The organism is Flavobacterium sp. AC105 (assembly GCF_979258495.1).
Genome location: NZ_OZ409860.1, coordinates 3,079,148 through 3,101,774, shown reverse-complemented (window position 1 = coordinate 3,101,774; position 22,627 = coordinate 3,079,148). Strand labels below are relative to the sequence as shown.

7 protein-coding genes are annotated in these 22,627 nt (G+C 35.5%); 6 read left to right on the top strand and 1 reads right to left on the bottom strand.

Translation table 11 applies throughout. From position 1 onward, the window contains the following. Window positions 1-59: 59 nt before the first annotated feature. A complete protein-coding gene (locus tag ACZ0AH_RS12780) occupies window positions 60-6,470 on the top strand; it encodes an amino acid adenylation domain-containing protein (RefSeq protein ID WP_463476178.1) in 6,411 nt (2,136 codons plus the stop codon). 663 nt (window positions 6,471-7,133) lie between these two features. Further along, window positions 7,134-7,895, top strand: coding sequence for a ThiF family adenylyltransferase (locus ACZ0AH_RS12775; RefSeq protein ID WP_463476177.1), 762 nt, complete (start codon window positions 7,134-7,136; stop codon window positions 7,893-7,895). A gap of 86 nt (window positions 7,896-7,981) precedes the next feature. Here ACZ0AH_RS12775 and ACZ0AH_RS12770 read toward each other — a convergent pair whose 3' ends face one another. Continuing rightward, window positions 7,982-8,740 (bottom strand): response regulator transcription factor, encoded by a 759-nt coding sequence (locus ACZ0AH_RS12770; protein WP_463476176.1) that lies wholly within the window; start codon window positions 8,738-8,740, stop codon window positions 7,982-7,984. A 253-nt stretch (window positions 8,741-8,993) separates the two neighbouring features. Here ACZ0AH_RS12770 and ACZ0AH_RS12765 point away from each other — a divergent pair, with 253 nt between their 5' ends. The 4 genes from ACZ0AH_RS12765 (at window position 8,994) to ACZ0AH_RS12750 (ending at window position 22,602) form a co-directional block, all read left to right on the top strand. Next, a complete protein-coding gene (locus tag ACZ0AH_RS12765; protein WP_463476175.1) occupies window positions 8,994-9,680 on the top strand; it encodes a hypothetical protein in 687 nt (228 codons plus the stop codon). A gap of 279 nt (window positions 9,681-9,959) precedes the next feature. Then, window positions 9,960-10,097 carry a hypothetical protein gene (locus tag ACZ0AH_RS12760; protein ID WP_463476174.1) on the top strand — a complete coding sequence of 46 codons (138 nt, stop codon included), beginning with the start codon at window positions 9,960-9,962 and terminating at the stop codon, window positions 10,095-10,097. A 90-nt stretch (window positions 10,098-10,187) separates the two neighbouring features. Continuing rightward, window positions 10,188-21,287: a non-ribosomal peptide synthetase gene (locus ACZ0AH_RS12755; protein WP_463476173.1), complete on the top strand. Its 11,100-nt coding sequence runs from the start codon at window positions 10,188-10,190 to the stop codon at window positions 21,285-21,287. Window positions 21,288-21,339: 52 nt separating this feature from the next. Further along, a complete protein-coding gene (locus ACZ0AH_RS12750) occupies window positions 21,340-22,602 on the top strand; it encodes a condensation domain-containing protein (protein WP_463476172.1) in 1,263 nt (420 codons plus the stop codon). The last annotated feature ends 25 nt before the right edge of the window (window positions 22,603-22,627 follow it).

Sequence of the window (22,627 nt, the reverse complement as noted above, 5' to 3'; positions counted from 1 at the left end):
ATCATATTACAATTCTAAAAACTATAAAGACATTTCAAATTCACTTAAAAAATCATATTGTGATAGAAAATTTAATACATACGCTACAGTCCTTAAAAATCGGTATTCAGATAGAAAACGGAAACCTTAAGATTAATGCGCCAAAAGGTGCTTTGACTCCAGAAATTATTGATGCTATTAAAGCGCAGAAAAAGGAACTTATCGCACTGCTTTCTTCTTCAGAATCTATTCCTAAAGCAGCAACCAAAGAGTATTATGGACTTACTTCGTCCCAACATCGATTGTGGACATTAAGCCAGTTTGAAACCGGTAATTCTGCCTATAATATATTTGAAGCAATAGAATTTAAAGGCGTATTGGATTTTGATAAATTAGCCAAAACCTTTAACATCTTAACAAACCGACATGAGAGTCTGCGAACCGTTTTTAAAGAAGATAAACAAGGAAAATTAGGCCAATATATAGTTCCTGTTGCCCAATATACGGGAGCTTTACAGCTTGCAGATTTAAATAATGCTAGTGAGCAAATCTTGATAAATCACGCAGAAACAATTCAAAAACATGCTTTTGATTTAGAAAAAGGACCACTTTTTATAGGTGATATTGTAAAAGTATCGCCAGACAGAAATATTCTGATGCTAAATATGCACCATATTATTGGCGATGGCTGGTCTATGGGCGTATTAAGCAAAGAATTTATGGCGATTTATAACGGACTGTCTACAGGACAGGAAGTTGTATTGCCGGATTTGACGATTCAGTATAAAGATTATTCAGAATGGCAAAATAGCGAAGCCAGACAATCTGTTTTGGAAAAAGCAAAAACATTTTGGTTAAATACCTTTTCCGGAAATCTGCCTATTCTCGAATTACCGTCTAATAAAACAAGACCAAAACTTAAAACCTATAATGGTTCCGGATTAGAATATTCATTTTCTAAAGCAAATACAGCACAACTGAATGCATATGCACAACAAAATGGAGTGACACTTTTTATGCTTTTAATGGCAGGAATCAACGGATTACTTTCCAGATATACCAATAACAGGGATATTATTTTAGGTACGCCCGTTGCAGGAAGAGAAAATAGTGATTTAGAAAATCAGGTTGGATTATATCTAAATACGTTAGCGATTCGAACCAATTTTGGAGAAACAGCCACTTTTGAAGCCTTATTGGCAACACAAAAAGAAACCTTATTAAACGCTTATTCGCATCAGGAATATCCTTTTGATAGTTTGGTTGAAGAACTGAATATAAAAAGAGATTTAAGCAGATCCGTTTTATTTGATGCTTTGGTTGTTTTTCAAAATCAGGAAGAATTATTGGTTTCTGAAGGTTTAACCTTAAACGGAATTGAAATTTCGCCATATCAACATCTGAAAAAGTCATTCAGCAAGTTTGATTTAAGCTTTATTTTTTCCGAAAAACAAGGACAATTAGCATTACATATCGAATACAACACCGATATTTATGAGTTGGATTTTGTTGAACGCCTGGCTTCACATTTTGATACCTTTTTAGCAGAAGCAATCCAAAATCCGGATCAAAAAGTAGCCACGATTAATTATTTAGGCGTTGCAGAGCAATCGCAATTATTATATGATTTTAACGATACAACAGTCGAATATCCCGATATGACAATGGTAGGTTTATTTGTCGCTCAGGCGGAAAAAACTCCCGAAAATATAGCACTCATAACCGATACTAAAAAATTCACTTATAAAGAACTGAATGAAATATCAAATGAACTTTCTCATTATTTATTGAGCAATTACAGTTTGGATACAGAAGATTTAGTTGGCGTAAAATTAGATAGAACCGAATGGCTTCTGATTTCATTATTAGCCGTTCTAAAAGCCGGATGCGCTTATGTGCCTATCGATCCTAATTATCCTGCACAGCGTGTGGAATACATTGAAAACGACAGTAAATGCAAAGTAACAATAGACGAAACGGTTATAAATGCTTTTAGAAAATCAGAGTCTATTTCGAAATCACTTCCGCAGGTAGCTTTTAATTCGGATAATCTGGCGTATATCATTTATACTTCGGGATCTACAGGGAAACCAAAAGGCGTTATGATCACGCATAAAAATGCTGCTTATATGCTGCATTGGTCGCAAAGGGAATTTAGCGATACCAATTTTGATATGTTATATGCCGTAACTTCCCATTGTTTTGATTTATCGGTATATGAATTTTTCTATCCGTTAAGCATCGGAAAAAAAATCAGGCTTTTAAATAACGGATTATCAATAGCCGATTATTTGGATAATGATAAAAATGTATTAATCAATACCGTTCCTTCCGTTATTCATACGCTTATTGACAAAGGAATTTCTTTTGAAAATGCTGTTGGAATAAACCTTGCGGGAGAAGCTTTTCCGGTAAGTATTGCCAATCATTTCAAAGATTCGGGAATTGCGCTTAGAAATTTATACGGACCATCAGAAGATACGACTTATAGCAGTTATTACCGCGTTGAAGGAGCGTACGAAAGTTCGGTTCCTGTGGGGAAAGCCATAGACAATACGCAGTTTTATATCCTTTCAGATGATTTGGCTTTACAGCCAGTTGGCGTAATTGGTGAAATCTGCATTTCAGGTGACGGATTATCAAGAGGTTATTTATACCAGCCGGAATTAACGGCAGAAAAATTCATCGAAAATCCTTTCAGTGAAAACGGAAAATTATACAGAACCGGAGATTTAGGCAAATGGCTGCCGGACGGAAATGTACTTTGCATAGGCAGAAAAGACAGTCAGGTAAAAATCAGGGGACATCGTGTAGAACTTGGCGAAATTGAACATGTTTTGGAATCCCAAAATGGTATTGATCAATGCGTAGTTGTAGCTTCAACGATAAATGGCGATGATGTAATTGTCAGTTATTTGGTTAGTTCGGAAGTTATAGACAAACAAGAACTTCGATTGTCATTAAAACGTGAATTACCGGAATATATGTTACCGACTTATTACGTTTTTCTGGATGAGTTACCGCTTACGCCGAATGGAAAAATTGATAAAAAAGCGTTGCCTCCGGTAAATACCAATGATATTATTCAACTGGAATATATAGCGCCTTCTAATGAAATTGAAGAAAAGCTTGTTGTTATTTGGCAAAATATATTTGGATTGGAAAAAATTGGTATTACAGATAATTTTTTCGAATTAGGCGGAAATAGTCTTAAAGTAGCCCGATTAATAGAAGAATATCGCAGTGCTTTCAAAGTTAAACTTAATTTAGAAGCTATTTTTTTACATCCAATATTAAAAGAACATGTTCCCCTTATCGAAGAAAGCAATTATTCTGAATATCAGGCAATACCGGTTATTGAAACGAATACAAGTTATGCACTTTCTGCAGGTCAGAAAAGATTATGGACATTAAGTCAATTGGAATCTGGATCGGCGATGTATAACATGTCATTTCATACCATTCTAAAGGGCGATTATGATATCAACATTCTTAAACAAGCGATTGATGCCACAATAAAACGTCATGAGATCTTACGCACCGTTTTTAAAGTAGATCATTCAGGCGAACTTCGTCAGCACATTATCGCTGCTGATGTATTTAAACTTGATATTCCTTTTCTAAATATTCAGCATGAAAATGATAAAGAACTTCAAATAGAAAACTATTGGAAAGAAGATAAACTTCGTCCGTTTGATTTAGCGCAAGGTCCTTTGGTAAGAGCTTCATTATTTCAGTTGGAAGATCAAAAATATGCGTTTCATTACAGCATGCATCATATTATAAGTGATGGCTGGTCGATGGAAGTTTTATCCAAAGATGTATTTGCTTTTTATGATGCTTTTAAAAACAATACAGCAGTTTCGTTAAAACCGCTTAAAATTCAATACAAAGACTATGCAAGCTGGCAGGAATTGCAATTGCAGGAAGCTTCAAGTCAGTTAGAAAAAGAGTTTTGGAAAGAACATCTTAAAGGCACTTTGCCGGTGCTGGATTTGCCTTCTCAAAAAATGAGGCCAACGGTAAAAACTTCACAAGGACAGCGTTTTAGAACTTATTTTTCGGCAGAACAAACCACAGCAATAAAGGGAATTACCCACGAACATGGCGGAAGTTTATTTATAGCGCTGCTTACGGCCTGGAATATATTATTTCATAAGTATACCGGCGAATCTGATATAATTGTGGGAACGCCAATTGCAGGAAGAAATCATATCGATCTTCTGGACCAGATTGGGTTTTATGTCAATACAATTGCACTTAGAAACGAAGTTAGTCCGGAATTGTCTTTTGTCTCTTTTTATAACAAAATAAAAGAACAAACCTTAAAAGCATACAACCACCAAATGTATCCTTTTGATCAGTTGATAGACGACTTAAATATTCAGCATCAAACATCGCGAAATGCCGTTTTTGACGTTATACTTTCTTTACAGAATGAAACAGCCGATAAACCGGAAAATTTTATTCCAAAAGAAACTATTATTTCGATTGAAAATAGAGGAGAAGCTGTTGCAAAATTTGATCTGGAATTAAGTTTTGAAGAAATAGGGAATTGTTTATTATTTGATATAACCTACAACACCAATGTTTATGATGAGGTTATGATACAAGGGCTTATGAACCATTATAAACAATTGTGGAATACGATTTTAGAACATCCAAATCAGGTAATTAATGATCTTGAATATCTCTCAAAAGAAGAGGGATTTCAGTTGATTAATACCTTTAATGATTATAAGATTGAATATCCGAAAGAAGCAACAATTGTAACATTATTTCAACAGCAAGCAGCAAAAACGCCAGCTGCTTTGGCAATAGTTTATGGAGAAACAGAAATTACATATGCGCAATTAGATTCATTGTCAAATGACATGTCACAGTATATAAGAGATACGCAGGACATAAATCCCGAAGATCTTATATGTGTAAAATTAGAAAAAAGCGAATGGTATGTAATTGCACTGCTTGCCATACTTAAAAGCGGTGCTGCATATGTGCCTATCGATCCCAATTATCCTGCAGATCGTATTGCATACATACAAAGCGACAGCAAATGTGTCCTGACGATCGATGATACTTTTATAAAAAAGTTTAAAAAGGAGACAATCGTATCAAATTACAAAGATGTCGCATTGCAATCGTCTAATATGGCTTACGTTATATATACATCAGGATCTACCGGAAAACCAAAAGGGGTTATGATCGAGCACAAATCATTAAGCAATTTGTGTCATTGGCATCAAAAAACATATGATCTTGCGGCAAACAGCAAATGTACCTTATATGCAAGTATAGGTTTTGATGCTTCTACCTGGGAATTGTTTCCGACATTATTAGGAGGAGGTTGCGTATATCCTATTCCGGAAGAAATTCGTTTAAAAACAGATGAATTGGTCACTTTTTTCAATACGCATAAAATTACGCAGGCCTTTTTACCAACGGTATTGTATAAGGATATGATACAAAATAGTGTAGCATTAAAACAGCCTTTAAAACTTTTGGTAGGAGGCGAAGCACTTATCGTAACCGATATTCACGAGCAGCTTGAAATTTATAATAATTACGGACCAACAGAAAATACGGTCGTAAGTACCTATTATAAAGTAACTCAGGAAACCACCGGATTAGTACCTATAGGAAAACCGGTAGGAAACGTACAGATTTTTATTCTCGATAAAAACGGAAATCTAGTACCTCCGGGAGTTACAGGCGAATTGTGTTTGGCCGGAGCGAGTCTTGCCAGAGGTTATTTGAACAGTCCTGTTTTAACTCAGGAAAAATTTATAACGCATCCGTTGGTAACGAAAGGAAAACTGTATAAAACCGGCGATCTGGCGAAGTGGCTTCCTGACGGAAATGTCCAGTTTATGGGTCGTGCAGACAATCAGGTTAAACTAAGGGGATATCGCATTGAACTGGGCGAAATAGAAATTGCCCTTCAGGAAATAGACGGAATAAAAGAAGCGGTTGTGGTTATAAAAGAAATTCAAAACGAAAAATACATAACGGCTTATATTGTTTCTGAAACAGTAATACAGCGCAGTATCCTTAAAAAGAAATTAAACAGGACATTAGCAGATTATATGGTGCCAACTTATTTTATTTATCTGGATGTCATGCCATTAACGGCAAACGGAAAAGTAGATTTAAAAGCACTTCCCGATACAAACGACATACAATTTAGTGAAGCAGCAAAATATGTTGCTCCGACAAATGATCTCGAGAAAAAGCTTGTCACAATATGGGAAGAAGTGCTTCAAAAAGATAAAATAGGTGTCGAGGATAGTTTCTTTGCACTTGGCGGACACAGTTTAAAAGCAATTCAGGTGATTTCTAAAATTCAGAAAGAATTCAATATCAAAATTGAACTTAAGGAATTGTATTCTGAACCTACTATTACTTATTTGGCGCACTACATAGAATCGGTGCGAATTATAAACAATCAGCAGTTGATTTCTTCTGTTGTTGGCGAAGAATTGGTTTTTTAAAACAGAAAACTGACCTTTGTAAAGGTTGTATTTAACAAATAATCCCGAAGCGTAATGTTATTAATTTGCAACTTGGCATCTCTGAGAGATTAAAAAATATTTTTTTGTCAAAGTTTTAAAATTAAATTTTCACGCAGATTTGGCAGATTGAGCAGATTTAAATTGATTACGGTTTTATTATAAATCTGCGTAACTTTTTATTCAGTTTTGTAATCTGCTCAATCTGCCAAATCTGCGTGAAACAAAAAAAACGTTACAACTTCGTTCCCGAAATTTCGGAACAGCGAGAGATTTATTCACCAATACCATTAACAGCTTAGAAATTATCAGTCAAATAACCTAAAATTAAACAGTTACGGGAGCATTCCTGTAACTGTTTTTTTGTTTTATAGATTTTGTTAATTTATTTTATTTTTGGCAAAATGACGTGATTTTCAGAATCAAATATTGTAATTTATAACGATAAATATTATTTTTTATAGTAAAACATTGCAAATCATTTTTTAATATCACTTTTTTTCATTTAGTTTAAATTACAAGCCGAAAAAATACATTTCAAAATGTGGTTTCCCGTAATGATTCTGCGGTTTAAACCGATAAAAACTACCCTTTTGGGTAAAGAAATACCAACTGTTTATGTTTACTTTTGATTAAAAACTACTTATGGAAGATCGTTATTCAAGAAATAGACTTTATCTCACTGAAGAAGAGCAAGAGATAATAAAAAACTTTCCAATTTTGTTAGCGGGAAGTGGTATTGGCAGCGTGATTGCTGAATGTGCGCTGCGTTTTGGCTTTGAAAAAATTACCATTGTAGATGGTGATCAGGTAGAACGGTCTAATTTAAACAGACAGAATTATACTGAAGATGATGTCGATACAAACAAAGTAGATGCTATCGCCAGACGATTGAAATCAATCAATAAAAATGCAGAAATCAATTGTCTTGATTTTTTCCTGACTGTTGAAAATGTAGGCGATCATATTAAAGGTCATAAAGCTGCAATTAATGCACTGGATTTTTCGTCTCCGGTTCCGTTGATATTCGATACAGCATGCCAAAAACTGGATATTCCAATTTTGCATCCTTATAATATAGGGTGGGGAAGCCTGGTTACCGTAATCGCCAAAGATGGTTTGTTATTGAATGCATTAGCAAATCCTGACGAGCAATTTAATGAAGTAACAATGGTAGAATATGCTTCGAGTTATATGAGATTTTGGGGAAATCCGCAAAGTTGGATCGATGGTATTATCGAAAAATATAGAAATGAAAAAGAACATTTGCCACCACCACAATTGTCTATAGCATCATGGTCGGTAGCTGCCGTATGTACGCATTTGCTTTACAACATAGCTACAGGCAAAAAGTTTAAAAAATTCCCTGAATTCTATTTGTCATCCATTATAGACGAACTGGATTAAATTTTCCTCTAACACATAAAAACATAGATTTTTTACTTATAAAAACTATGTTTTTATGTGTTAGGAATAATATCTAATTGATTTTACTAAATCAATTTATTGCTCGTTGCATACGCAATTGCTTCGGCAATATTTCCTACGCCCAGTTTTGTAAAAAGTTTTCTTTTGTGAAATTTGATCGTATCTGCAGAAACAAACATACTTTCGGCCATATTGGCGATGGTAAATCCGCGTATGGAATACTGCAAAACTTCTTTTTCGCGGCTGGTAAGTTCTATTTTTTTCAGCGTCTTCCAGAAATCGCCTTCGAGATCATAGCTGAAGATCTTGTTTTCCCCTTTTTTATAGATTTTGATGTTCCCGGACTGCAGTTCCGAGGAAAGTGAAATAATACAGATCGATTTCCAGATTTTACCGTCATTGGTCAAAAAAACGGGAGTCAGTTTCTGGTTTACCAAAAAAGTCTTCCCGCTGGGGTTTCTTAAACGAAAGTCATATGAAATCGTATGGTGAATCCGCTCCTCAACAGGGATATTCTGGTAAAAATCAAATCCTATGGTATTGATCTTCAAAAGCAGATCCAAATCCTCTTTTACGACGTATTTAAAATAAAAGGCATAGCCGAGTTCCTGAACTTCCTGCGCCGTATGATCGCAGAGAAATAATGGATTTTCAGACACATATTCAAACCCTTTTTTTTCGTAATCTATAATGTAGATACTGCTGTAGGTGGTTCTCGCAAATGCCTTTACCAGTTCGAGATAATTTGCAAGTTTAAGTGTTTCGTCCTCAGAAATTTTTTGAACCGTATTGTTAGAGGAAAAAAAGTCGTTTTCAATTACCATATCACTATTTTTTTAATACGCTGTGAATATAGGAAAAATTGGAGATATGCTGTTAAATTTTTTTTATTTCTATACGAATTTAACGTCAATTCAACATTAACATCAAATATGCTTTATAATGGGTATTTTTTTAACAATTAAGCTTTTTCTTACCTACACTAAAGGGTAGTATTTGGCTATAATTCTGAAAACTAGCATTTTGTGTAATATTAGGCGTAAATTCTGGTGATAGTTTTGGTAAAAATAAAACGCTATGATATCCAAAAACAACCACCGATCTGCAGTAAGCCAAAATGAGATTTTCAACATGTCAAAATTCGTTGTGACAGAAAATTGCAACCACCATGAAAATAAAATCTCAGCTACGTATCAAAAAGATATCGATTCAGTTTACCGCGAGGAAATGGGATTTTTGGAGCATTCAAAAATTTTCGCTTTCAAAAGTGATCTTGGCGAATTGATAGGCACGATCCGTTTGTTGAAATGGGATTTCATAAGCACGCTTCCCATCCAGAAAATGTTTGGGATCAATCCTTTTTTCTGTACCGATGGAAATGATATCAATGAAATCTGGCACATTGGACGTTTTGCCATCAAAAAAGGCGTTCGTGATATCAACCTTCTTAAAAAATTACTGGTTTGTGCTATTGGACCGGTTTGTGCCCACAAAGACAATATTGCTTTTGCAGAAATCGATGCCAAACTGCTTCGTGTGTTGCAATTAATGGGCATCAAAGCAAAAGTGGTTGGTAAATCTATTGAATATTTAGGATCAGAAACGATTCCGGTAAGCATGTCTTATAGCGGACTGATCGATTTCTATAATGAGAACAAAAATTTGGTTGCACCAAAGGAAGCTTTGGGAATTTCAGGTCAAAATTATAAACTACCCAATAAGGTAGTATTTAACACAGAATCAAATAACTACACTTTGGTGTAGTAAGATATCTGCTGCTGTATTGTAAGTTTACTCCAGTAAAAAGGAAGTCAGGTTGTTGAGTTTTAATTTCCTGATTTTCGATTGAGCTCAGAACGAGAATTAAATTTTCAAATGTGTAAAATATATTTCTTCTGAGAATTACATCAAAATTATCCGCCAGTTTACTTTTTAAGTAAAAGCATTTCAAAAATTAAGTTACCCAAAAACATTTCTTAAAAAAATTAACCATGTGACTGGTTACAGCGCAGCTATATCCGGTGTTCAAAAAAACTTAAAATTATGGAAATAAAAGTATTTACAATCGATAAGAAGCACATCATTAGTGTAAGAATAAATTCGGTACGCGAGAATATAGCAGCAATAATTCCTTTGTCTTATTTGCGTAATCCCAACGGAAACTCTTTTGCCCAGGCATAATTTTTAGGTTTTCATTTTCAAAACAAATCCTTTTTAAACAAATCATATAGTTATTAATTCAAATTTCCAGCATTTAAGAAAACATTTACGATGAAAGATATCAAGTCAATAATTACGGGTTTATCCAATAAAGAAGTACAAATTTTCCTGGATGACACAGCAGAAAATTTGAGAGTAGTAGGAAATACAGCAGCTCTTACAGAAGAAGATAAAATCAATATTTCAACAAATAAGGATCGCCTTATTGCCTTACTTAAAAGCAGTAAAAGCAATTTGGAATCTAACTTTGAGGTGATTTTGCCTGTTCCGGCATCAGAAAGTTATGAATTGTCTGCAGGACAGCGCCGTCTATGGACTTTAAGTCAGTTTGACGGAGGTTCTGTCGTATATAATATGCCTATGCATATGACGCTAAAAGGCAATTATGATATTGATAGTTTTCAAAAAGCGATCAGAGCAACTATAAATCGTCATGAAATTTTGCGCACCACATTCAAAATGGATGAAAATGGTGATGTAAGACAATATATACAGTCGGAAACCGCTGTAGATTTTAAGCTAACGTATCTTGATTTCAGAAATGATAGCGATGAAAAAGCTAGTATTGCTCATTATATTACAGAAGATTCTTTTGTGCCATTTGATCTGGAAAACGGACCTTTATTCCGCGTAAGCTTATTACAAATTGATGATGAGACTTATGTTTTCTATTATAATATGCATCATATTATAAGCGATGGATGGTCTATGAATGTATTGTCAAAAGATGTATTTACATTTTATGAATCCTTTGTAAACGGTACAAATGCTGAACTTGCGCCTCTTGCTATTCAATATAAAGATTATGCAAACTGGCAATCGTTACAAGCAAAAACAATTACAGCAACAAAAGATAAAGCGTATTGGTTAGAAAATCTTTCGGGAGAATTACCTGTATTGGATCTTCCTTCAGAAAAACGCCGACCTTCTGTAAAAACACACAGAGGCCGTAGTTTAAGAACCTATATTTCTAACGAAACAACAGCATTACTTCAGCGTTTTACGCAAGAAAACAACAGCAGTACTTTTATAAGTTTATTGACGACGATCAATATTCTTTTTCATAAATATACCGCAGATACAGATATTATTATAGGAAGTCCTGTTGCAGGCCGTGATCACGCAGATTTGGCAGATCAGATTGGTTTTTATATCAATACGCTGGCTTTGCGTAATACGGTAAATTCTGAGGAAAATTTTACAACAATCTACAAACGAATCAAAGAGCAGACTTTGGAATCGTTTAATCATCAAATGTATCCTTTTGATAGTTTAATAGAAAACTTAAATATCAAAAGAGATGCAGGGAGAAGCAGTGTATTTGATGTGATGTTAATTCTTCAAAACACTGGTAATAATGATTCTGCAGAATTATCAGCATCAAAAACAGATACCATTCTTGATTTAGGAGAAACAGTTTCAAAATTTGATCTGGAACTTAATTTTCAGGAAGCAGGAGGAAATCTGATTTTGGATATTACGTATAATACAGAAGTCTATGAAAACCATATGATCGAAGGATTATTGGGACATTATAAACAAATTTTAGAAGGTGTATTGGCGCAGCCGGAAACTCCGATAGGCAAATTAACATACATCAGTAAAACTGAAGAAAAGGAATTGCTACAGGATTTTAATGCTACACAAACCGATTATCCTACAGATATTACACTAATAGATTTAATTGAATCACAGGTTGTTAATAATCCAAACGGAATCGCTCTTGCTTATGAAGGAGCCGAAATGACGTATGCAGTTTTGAATGAAAAAGCAAATCAGGTTGCCCATTATTTACGCAATATAGGAGTTACAACAGAATCTTTGGTTGGACTTTGTATGGAACGTTCTTTCGAAATGGTTATTGGGATGTTGGGAATTATGAAATCCGGCGGTGCTTATGTGCCAATTGATCCGCAATATCCAGGTGAAAGAATCGATTTTATGATCGAAGACACAAACGCAGCGGTTGTACTTACACATACCAATAGTTTAAATGTCGTTACTTTTCCGGAATCTGTTACAACACTTAATCTTGATGCATTTGACACCTTATTTTCAAATCAGTCAAAAGCGAATCTTAATGTAGATATAGCGCCTTCAAACGCGGCATATGTCATTTATACTTCCGGATCTACAGGAAATCCGAAAGGAGTTGTAAACGAGCAGCGCGGGATTGTGAACCGTTTATTATGGGCAAGAGAATACTATAATTTGACAAATAAAGATGTATTAATTCAGAAAACTACTTTTTGTTTTGATGTTTCCGTATGGGAGTTTTTCCTTCCGCTGATAACAGGCTGTAAATTGGTAATTCCGAAACCGGAAGGGCATAAGGATACGGATTATCTAACAGAATTAATTGCGATTCATCAGGTTACAATGATTCATTTTGTGCCTTCTATGTTAAGCACATTTTTATTGAATGAAGGTGTTTCGAGATGTACGAGTTTAAAAAATGTGGTTTGTAGCGGAGAAGCTTTGAAAATAAGTCAGGCAGAAGATTTTCAAAAAGTATTGCCTGAGGTTATTTTAAGTAATTTATACGGGCCAACAGAAGCTGCAATCGACGTAACAAGCTGGATTGTGCCTTTTAAAGCAACAGATTTAAAACGCGTGCCAATTGGTGCTCCGGTTGCAAATACCCAGATTTATATTCTGGATGAGGATATGAATATTCAGCCAAAAGGCGTTACCGGAGAATTATATTTAGGCGGAATTCAGGTTGCCAGAGGATATATCAATCTTCCTGAACTTAATGCTTTTAGATTTGTAAATAATCCTTTTGGAGAAGGAAAATTATACAGAACCGGAGACAATGCAAAATGGCTTCAGGATGGAAATATCGAATATCTGGGAAGAGAAGACAGCCAGGTAAAAATAAGAGGTTACAGAATTGAATTAGGTGAATTAGATACAGTTATAAACAGTTGTCCGTCAATACATCAGGGAGTTGTTATTGCCAGAGAAGATGCTTACGGAGTAAATGAATTAGTGGCGTATATCGTCCTTAATGAAGGTCAGACAAAAGACAATGTTATTGCATACTTAAAAGAACATATTCCGGCGTATATGATTCCCGGAATTATGGTCGAACTAGATGAAATGCCACTGACATCAAGCGGAAAAGTGAATAGAAAAGCATTACCGGATCCTGTTTTTAACAGAGAATATGAATATGTTGCCCCAAGTACAGATTTAGAGGAAAAATTAGTTACCATCTGGCAAAATTTACTAAATGTAGAACAAGTTGGCGTAACGGATAATTTCTTTGATCTTGGCGGTCATTCCTTATTAGCAATCCGATTGATTTCTGCCATAAAAAATACCATGAATGTTGCCATTACGATTACAAATGTATTTAGTAATCCAACAATTTCAGATTTGGCTTTATTCATCAAAACACAAGATAATACTGCCGTAATTCCTTTAATTACCAAACAAGATTTACCAGCGGATATTCCGTTGTCGTATGCACAGGAACGTTTGTGGTTTATCGATAAACTAAAAGGAAGCGAGCATTATCATATGCCAACTTTATTAAACCTAAAAGGAAATCTAAACACAGAGTTTCTTTCAAAAGCCTTAAAAACAATTGTGGAACGTCATGAAGCGCTTCGTACCGTATATATAGAAAAAGACGGAGTTGCGTATCAGCAAGTAAAATCTTCAGATAATTGGGAACTTACTATTCTTTCTTCCGTAGATAATTATGAAGCATTCGTAACAAAAGAAGTCAGCAAATCTTTTGATCTTTCTAAAGATTATATGCTTCGTGCCACGGTAATCAAAATCTCAGATGTTGAACATATTTTAGTATTGGTGCGTCATCATATTGCTACAGATGGCTGGTCATCATCACTTATTGTGAATGAATTTAAAGCGTTATATGCGTCATATAAATCAGGAACAGAAGCTGATTTACCGGTTCTTAATTTTCAATATACCGATTATTCGGTTTGGCAGCGTTCCCAAATTACAGGAACTTATTTATCAGACAAATTAAATTACTGGGAAAATAAATTATCAGGTGTTTCACCATCGGCACTTCCTACGGATTATCCAAGACCATTGGTTCAAAGCAGCCGTGGGGATTTTATCAGTTTTAAATTAGACAACGATCGAAGCGAAGCTTTGCGCGCTTACGCCAAAGAAGAAGGCGTGACTTTATTCATGTTATTGTTAAGTGTTTATAAAGTTTTGTTATACCGTTACAGCGGCCAGTCCGATATTTGCATTGGGACTACGGTTGCCAATCGCCCACAGCAGGAATTGGAATCCATGATTGGTTTCTTTGTCAATACCTTGGCACTTCGCAGCGATTTATCGGGAAATCCGTCTTTTGAAGATGTTTTGAAATCGATTAAACAAACCACTTTAGAGGCTTACGATCACATCGCAGTTCCGTTTGAAAAAGTAGTGGACCGCGTAGAGAAAACTAGAGACAAAAGCAGAAGTTCCTTATTTCAGGTTTTGTTTGTTTTAAATAATAATCCGGATGCTAAAGTTGCCGAATTCAGTGACATTACTATTGAATCCATGCCAATGGATCATGATATTTCGAAGTTTGATTTGACCATTTTTGCAGAAGACAGCGCCGAGGGAATTTCATTTTCGTTTAACTATTGCAGTGATTTATTTGCTTCTAACACAATAGCGGGATTAAGATCACATTACGAAAATCTGTTAACGACTATTTTAACAAACAGTTCTTCATCAATAGGAAATCTGGCGATGCTTAATGCAGAAGAAGAACAAAAACTAATAACAGACTATAATACAATTGATTATTCCTTAAAAGGAGAAGGAACGGTTTTATCCCTTTTTGAAGAACAGGTATCAAAAACTCCGGATGCAGTTGCGTTTGTCTATAATGACAGCCGTATGACGTATCAGGAATTGGATGAAGCTTCAACCAAATTGGCTTATTATTACCAGCAAACTTATGATTTAAAGCAAAATGATTTAATCGGTATCATGATGGATACTTCAAATTGGTCATTTCTTGGAATTTTATCCATTTTAAAATCAGGCGCAGGTTATGTGCCAATTGATCCTGCATTGCCAAAAGAGCGTCAGCAATATATGTTGGAAGAAGCAAAAGTAAAATGTCTGCTTATAGAATCCAGCAGTTTATTTGATGTAATCGAATTTTCAGTTCCGGTGTTTTCTATTGACATTCAATATTCAGATGTAGCAGAAATTCCGCAAGGCGTTCCTTTTTCAACATTAGCAACTGAAGAAACTACCGCTTATGTAGTGTATACATCAGGAACAACCGGACATCCAAAAGGCGTTCAGGTTAGCCATAAAAACCTGGTAGATTATTATGAAGGATTAGACGCTAAAATTTCAATTAGCAGCAATAAAAGCTTCGGATTAATGTCTTCGCTTTCTGCGGATTTAGGAAATACGGTTTTATACGGTTCTTTATTGAGCGGCGGAACTTTACACTTATTCAGCAAAGAAACCTTGATGGATGGCGTAAAATTACAGGCATATTTTAAAACCCATGATATTCATTGCATCAAAATAGTACCAAGCCACTGGCAGGCACTTCGCATCGATACCGAATTATTATTGCCAAAACGCACCATCATATTTGGAGGCGATGTATTGCCAATTTCATTTGTAAAAGACATTGCAGCGCAGGATCCAAATGTAGCAATTGTAAACCATTACGGTCCAACCGAAAGTACGATTGGGAAATTATTACATAAAGTAGAACCTGATTTTGATTATGTTACGATTCCGGTTGGAAAATTATTCTCAAACAGCGAAGCCTTTATTGTAAGCAGCGATATGTCGCTTTGCCCGTTAGGCGTTCCAGGGGAATTATTATTGGGCGGAGCAGGAATTTCAAAAGGATATTTAAACCGCGAAGATTTAACAAAGGAGAAATTTATCGCCAATCCGTTTGCGGGAAGAAGTTCGGTTTTATACAGAACCGGAGATTTGGTACGCAGAAATGCATTGGGAGAAATAGAATTTTTGGGACGTGTAGACGATCAGGTTAAAATTCGCGGTTACCGAGTAGAATTAAAAGAAATAAGCCGCGTAATACAAGGATATTCCGGGATTGTACAAAGCGAAGTTTTATTTAAGGAAGATACAGCAGGAATCAAAAGATTAGTGAGTTACGTAGTTACGGAAGACCATTTTTCAGAATCTGATTTGAAATCTTACCTTTCAGGACTTCTTCCGGATTATATGGTTCCTCAGGCATATGTTGTTTTAGACCAAATGCCTTTGACTTCAAACGGAAAAATAGACAGAAAACTGTTGCCGGACCCAGAAATCAGCAACCAGCGCGAATATGTTGCGCCAGGCACAAAAGTAGAAGAAACTTTGGTTACGATCTGGAAAGATTTACTAAATCTGGAACAAATTGGGGTTACAGATGATTTCTTCGAATTAGGCGGTCACTCTTTATTGGCAGTTCGTTTGTTATCAGCTATTAAAAGTGCCATGAATGTTGCCGTTACAATTACAGACATATTCGATCATACTAATATTTCGGCTTTAGCTACTTTTATAGAAAGCCAGGATAATACTTCGGTACTTCCTTTAATTACCAAACAAGATTTACCAACGGATATTCCATTGTCGTATGCACAGGAACGTTTGTGGTTTATCGATAAACTAAAAGGAAGCCAGCATTATCATGTACCTGTATTATTAAACCTAAAAGGAAATCTTAATACAGCATATTTATCAAAAGCCTTAAAAACAATTGTGGAACGTCATGAAGCGCTTCGTACCGTATATATAGAAAAAGACGGAGTTGCGTATCAGGAAGTTCAATCTTCGGATAATTGGGAACTTACTATTCTTTCTTCCGTAGATAATTACGAAGCGTTCGTAACAAAAGAAGTAAGCAAATCTTTTGATCTTTCTAAAGATTATATGCTTCGTGCGACAGTTATTAAAATCTCAGATGTTGAACACATTTTAGTATTGGTACGTCATCATATTGCTACTGATGGCTGGTCATCATCGCTTATTGTCAATGAATTTAAAGCGTTATATGCATCATATAAATCAGGAACAGAAGCTGATTTACCGGTTCTTAATTTTCAATATACCGATTATTCGGTTTGGCAGCGTTCCCAAATTACAGGAGCTTATTTATCAGACAAATTAGATTACTGGGAAACTAAATTATCAGGCGTTGCACCATCGGCACTTCCTACGGATTATCCAAGACCATTGGTTCAAAGCAGCCGTGGGGATTTTATCAGTTTTAAATTAGACAACGATCGAAGCGAAGCTTTGCGCGCTTACGCCAAAGAAGAAGGCGTAACCTTATTCATGTTATTGCTAAGTGTTTATAAAGTATTGTTGTACCGTTACAGCGGCCAGTCCGATATTTGTATCGGAACTACGGTTGCCAACCGCCCACAGCAGGAATTGGAATCCATGATTGGTTTCTTTGTCAATACCTTGGCGCTTCGAAGCGATTTATCGGGAAATCCATCTTTTGAAGATGTTTTGAAATCGGTTAAACAAACCACTTTAGAGGCTTACGATCACATCGCAGTTCCGTTTGAAAAAGTAGTGGACCGCGTAGAGAAAACTAGAGACAAAAGCAGAAGTTCCTTATTTCAGGTTTTGTTTGTTTTAAATAATAATCCCGATGCTAAAGTTGCCGAATTCAGCGATATTACTATTGAATCCATGCCAATGGATCATGATATTTCGAAGTTTGATTTGACCATTTTTGCAGAAGACAGCGCCGAAGGAATTTCATTTTCGTTTAACTATTGCAGTGATTTATTTGCTTCTAACACAATAGCGGGATTAAGATCACATTACGAAAATCTGTTAACGACTATTTTAACAAACAGCACTTCATCAATAGGAAATCTGGCAATGCTTAACGCAGAAGAAGAACAAAAACTAATAACAGATTATAATACAATTGATTATTCCTTAAAAGGAGAAGGAACCGTATTGTCCCTTTTTGAAGAACAGGTATCAAAAACTCCGGACGCGGTTGCGTTTGTTTATAATGACAGCCGTATGACATATCAGGAATTGGACGAGGCTTCAACCAAATTGGCTTATTATTACCAGCAAACTTATGACTTAAAGCAAAATGATTTGATCGGTATCATGATGGATACTTCAAATTGGTCATTTTTGGGAATTTTATCAATTCTAAAATCAGGCGCAGGTTATGTGCCAATTGATCCTGCATTGCCAAAAGAGCGTCAGCAATACATGCTTGAAGAAGCAAAAGTAAAATGCCTGCTTATAGAATCCAGCAGTTTATTTGATGTAATCGAATTTTCAGTTCCGGTGTTTTCAATTGATATTCAATATTCAGATGTATCAGAAATTCCGCAAGGCGTTACTTTTTCAACATTAGCAACTGAAGAAACTACCGCTTATGTAGTGTATACATCAGGAACAACCGGACATCCAAAAGGAGTTCAGGTATGCCATAAAAACCTGGTAGATTATTACGAAGGATTAGACGCTAAAATTTCAATTAGTGAAAATAAAAGCTTCGGATTAATGTCTTCGCTTTCTGCCGATTTAGGAAACACGGTTTTATACGGTTCTTTATTGAGCGGCGGAACTTTACACTTATTCAGCAAAGAAACCTTGATGGATGGCGTAAAATTGCAGGCATATTTTAAAACCCATGATATTGATTGCATCAAAATAGTACCAAGCCATTGGCAGGCACTTCGCATCGATACCGAATTATTATTGCCAAAACGCACCATCATATTTGGAGGCGATGTATTGCCAATTTCATTTGTAAAAGACATTGCAGCGCAGGATCCAAATGTAGCAATTGTGAACCATTATGGTCCAACCGAAAGTACAATTGGGAAATTATTACATAAAGTAAATCCTGATTTTGATTATGTTACGATTCCGGTTGGGAAGTTATTCTCAAACAGTGAAGCCTTTATTGTAAGTGGCGATATGTCGCTTTGTCCGTTAGGCGTTCCCGGAGAATTATTATTGGGCGGAGCTGGAATTTCAAAAGGATATTTAAACCGAGAAGATTTAACAAAAGAGAAATTTATCGCCAATCCGTTTGCGGGAAGAAGTTCGGTTTTATACAGAACCGGAGATTTGGTACGCAGAAATGCATTGGGAGAAATAGAATTTTTAGGACGTGTAGACGATCAGGTTAAAATTCGTGGTTACCGTGTGGAATTAAAAGAAATCAGCCGCGTAATACAAGGATATTCCGGTATTATCCAAAGCGAGGTTTTATTTAAGGAAGATACAGCAGGAATCAAAAGATTAGTGAGCTACGTAGTTACGAAAGACCATTTTTCAGAATCTGATTTGAAATCTTACCTTTCAGGACTTCTTCCGGATTATATGGTTCCTCAGGCGTATGTTGTTTTAGACCAAATGCCTTTGACTTCAAACGGAAAAATAGACAGAAAACTGTTGCCGGACCCAGAAATCAGCAACCAGCGCGAATATGTTGCGCCAGGCACGAAAGTGGAAGAAACTTTGGTTACGATCTGGCAAAATCTATTAAATGTAGAGCAAATAGGAGTAACTGATAATTTCTTTGAACTGGGAGGTGATTCTATTATTGTAATTCAGGTAGTAAGCCGAGCCAAGAAAAAAGGATATCAAATTCAGGTTCAGGATTTGTTTGATTATCAAACGATTGCAGAATTGGCTGTTGCTGTAGATCAAAACAGCAAAAAACTAAATACTGCCGAACAGGGATTTTTAGAAGGCGAAGTGCCTTTGTCTCCAATTCAGCATTGGTTTTTTGAACGCGGAGAAGCATTATCACATTTCAATCAGGCGATTCTTTTAAGCATAGATAAAAAAGTTACTAAAGAAAAATTAGAAAAAACCGTAGACTTAATTGCCAAACGTCACGATTCGCTTCGATTTAGATACACAAAAGAAATCGTACAGCAACAAGAAGAATGGAAACAGTTTTACGGAGAATCTGTAAATCTTTACAGAACAGAAACGATCGAAGAAGGAAAAGATATTGCAAAAAACATTACCGCAATTTGCGAGAAATACCAGGAATCTTTTGACATAGAAAAAGGCGATTTAACCCGTTTTGTTCTTATTGAAACACCGGATTCTGAAGAATATAACAGATTCTTTATGGTAGCGCATCACTTAGCAATTGATGGTGTTTCGTGGAGATTTATCATCGATGATTTAGAAACTCTATTAGCCGAAGAAACCGTTGATGAAGCGCTTTATTTAGAAAATAAAAACAATTCGTTCAGAGATTGGATCAACAAGTTGAAAAACTTTGCAGAAACTGAAGAAATTGAATCTCAATTAGAATATTGGCAGCAGATTAATTATGAATATACGCCGCTTCCAACTGATTTTTCAGCCAATAAACCAACCAGGGAAACCAAGAAAACCCTTGAAGGAATCCTGAATCAGGAGTACACCAATTATTTATTAAAAGAAGCAAATGCCGCTTATAGCACAGAAATTAATGATTTGATGTTAAGTGCCTTGCAAATGACTTTTGAAGATGTTTTTGATACTCAAAGACTCGCATTAGGTTTTGAAGGCCACGGAAGAGAAAATATATTCACAGACATTGATCTTGCCGGAACTACAGGATGGTTTACTAATAAATATCCGGTGATTTTATCCAGGGACGGAGCAAAAAAAGAAGGTGATATTATTAAATCGGTAAAAGAAGCATTACGCAAAATTCCGACTAAAGGAATGGGATATGGATGCCTGCGTTATCTGCATTCTTTTAAAGAAATCCGTCATTCCTTAAAAGATTGCGGCTGGGATGTGGTATTCAATTATTTGGGACAGATCGATAATGTACTGAACCAGACTACCAATTTTGCATCGGCACCGGAAAACTCCGGAGCACACATAAGTCCTGCTGCATTATTAGAAGAAAAGTTTATTGTAAAAGCAATTATTGTAGGCAATGAACTTAGAATTTCCTGGGATTATTCTGAAGAATTATACCGTGCCGAAACGGTTAAAAAGCTGGCAAATAAATTCATAGAAAATTTAACGCAGCTGATAGAACACTGTATCCATAAAGAAGACAGAGAAGTTACACCTTCGGATTTTGGATTAAGTGACGCATTAGACTTTAAAGAATTCGATGCTTTATTTGAATCACAAGTCACAGATTCAGAAGATGTGCTGAGATTCTAAGTATTCGAGTTTATAAATCTTACAATATTAATTACCAAATACCATAAATTATATGAAATTACCAGTGTCATATCACCAGCAAAGAATGTGGTTTATAGATCATTTCGAAAGAGATTACCTCTATGAAGGAGGACCTGTCTATCACAATATTCCGTTGAGTTTAACCATAGAAAAAGAGGTGAGTACCGAAGCCATTTATCGTGCTTTTACACAATTGCTCAACCGTCATGATATCTTGAGAACCAAAATCATAAGAGAAGGCGATCAGATTTTTCAATTGATTACTAATCCTGAAGAAACTGCAATTAACGAACTTCTTAACGAAAGTGCTGATCTTAGGGAAAATCAGGAAGAACTGCGCAAAGTATCTTTTGATTTTGAAAACGGATTACTGGTAAAAGCCTTTTTTGAACGCACGAAAAACCATACAAGAATCCTGTTTATTTTTCACCATGCAATTGTAGACCGTTATAGTCTTGGCATTATTGAAGAAGATTTTTTAAGTTTTATAAACAATCCGGAAGCTTCATTGGGATTTACGATGCAATACAAAGAATTTTCAGAATGGGAGCAGGCGGTTGATCCTTTCGAAACAGAAACACTTGTTGCATATTGGAGAAAAAAACTCGATAACATTCAGGTATTATATGTTCCTACAGATACAGAAAGAATTCCGGTTCACGTTTACGAAGCCGCAACAAGCGCTTTTTCTTTCAGCAAAGACCGTTTACAATCTTTTGCTGCGATCAATGGCACAACATCACAAATAGTGACTTTGGCGGTTTATAAAATGGCTTTGGCTAAATTTTCAGGACTTACAGATATCGTGATCGGAACATTGATGAATATGCGTAGCGATCTAACCGAATCAACTGTTGGAGCGATAGAAAACTTAGTCGTATTACAATCTATTCTTGAAGAAAATATATCACTTGCAGATGCTTGCGAAGTTGTAGCCAATACCTGGGAAACAGCTTCGAATAATAAAGAAATCCCTTTTGATAAACTGGTTGTAGAAATCAATCCGAAAAAGGATATGAGCAGAACGGCATTATTTGATGTTTTATATCTCTATGATAAATATGATGGAGAAAAAAATCAGGATGAACCTTTCGAATACAAAAATCAGGGATTAGGAAAATATGACCTTAATCTTTTGGTACAGGAAAAAGAAACCACATTTGATTTTATACTGACTTATAATAATCTCTATTTCAAGCCTGAGACTATTAAAACTTTCTTAGAAAGTATAGAAGATATTCTTCAAACAGCTACAGAACATGAAGATACTTTAATAGGCATCGCAGTATTCTGATAATTGTTTTAAACACATAGAAATA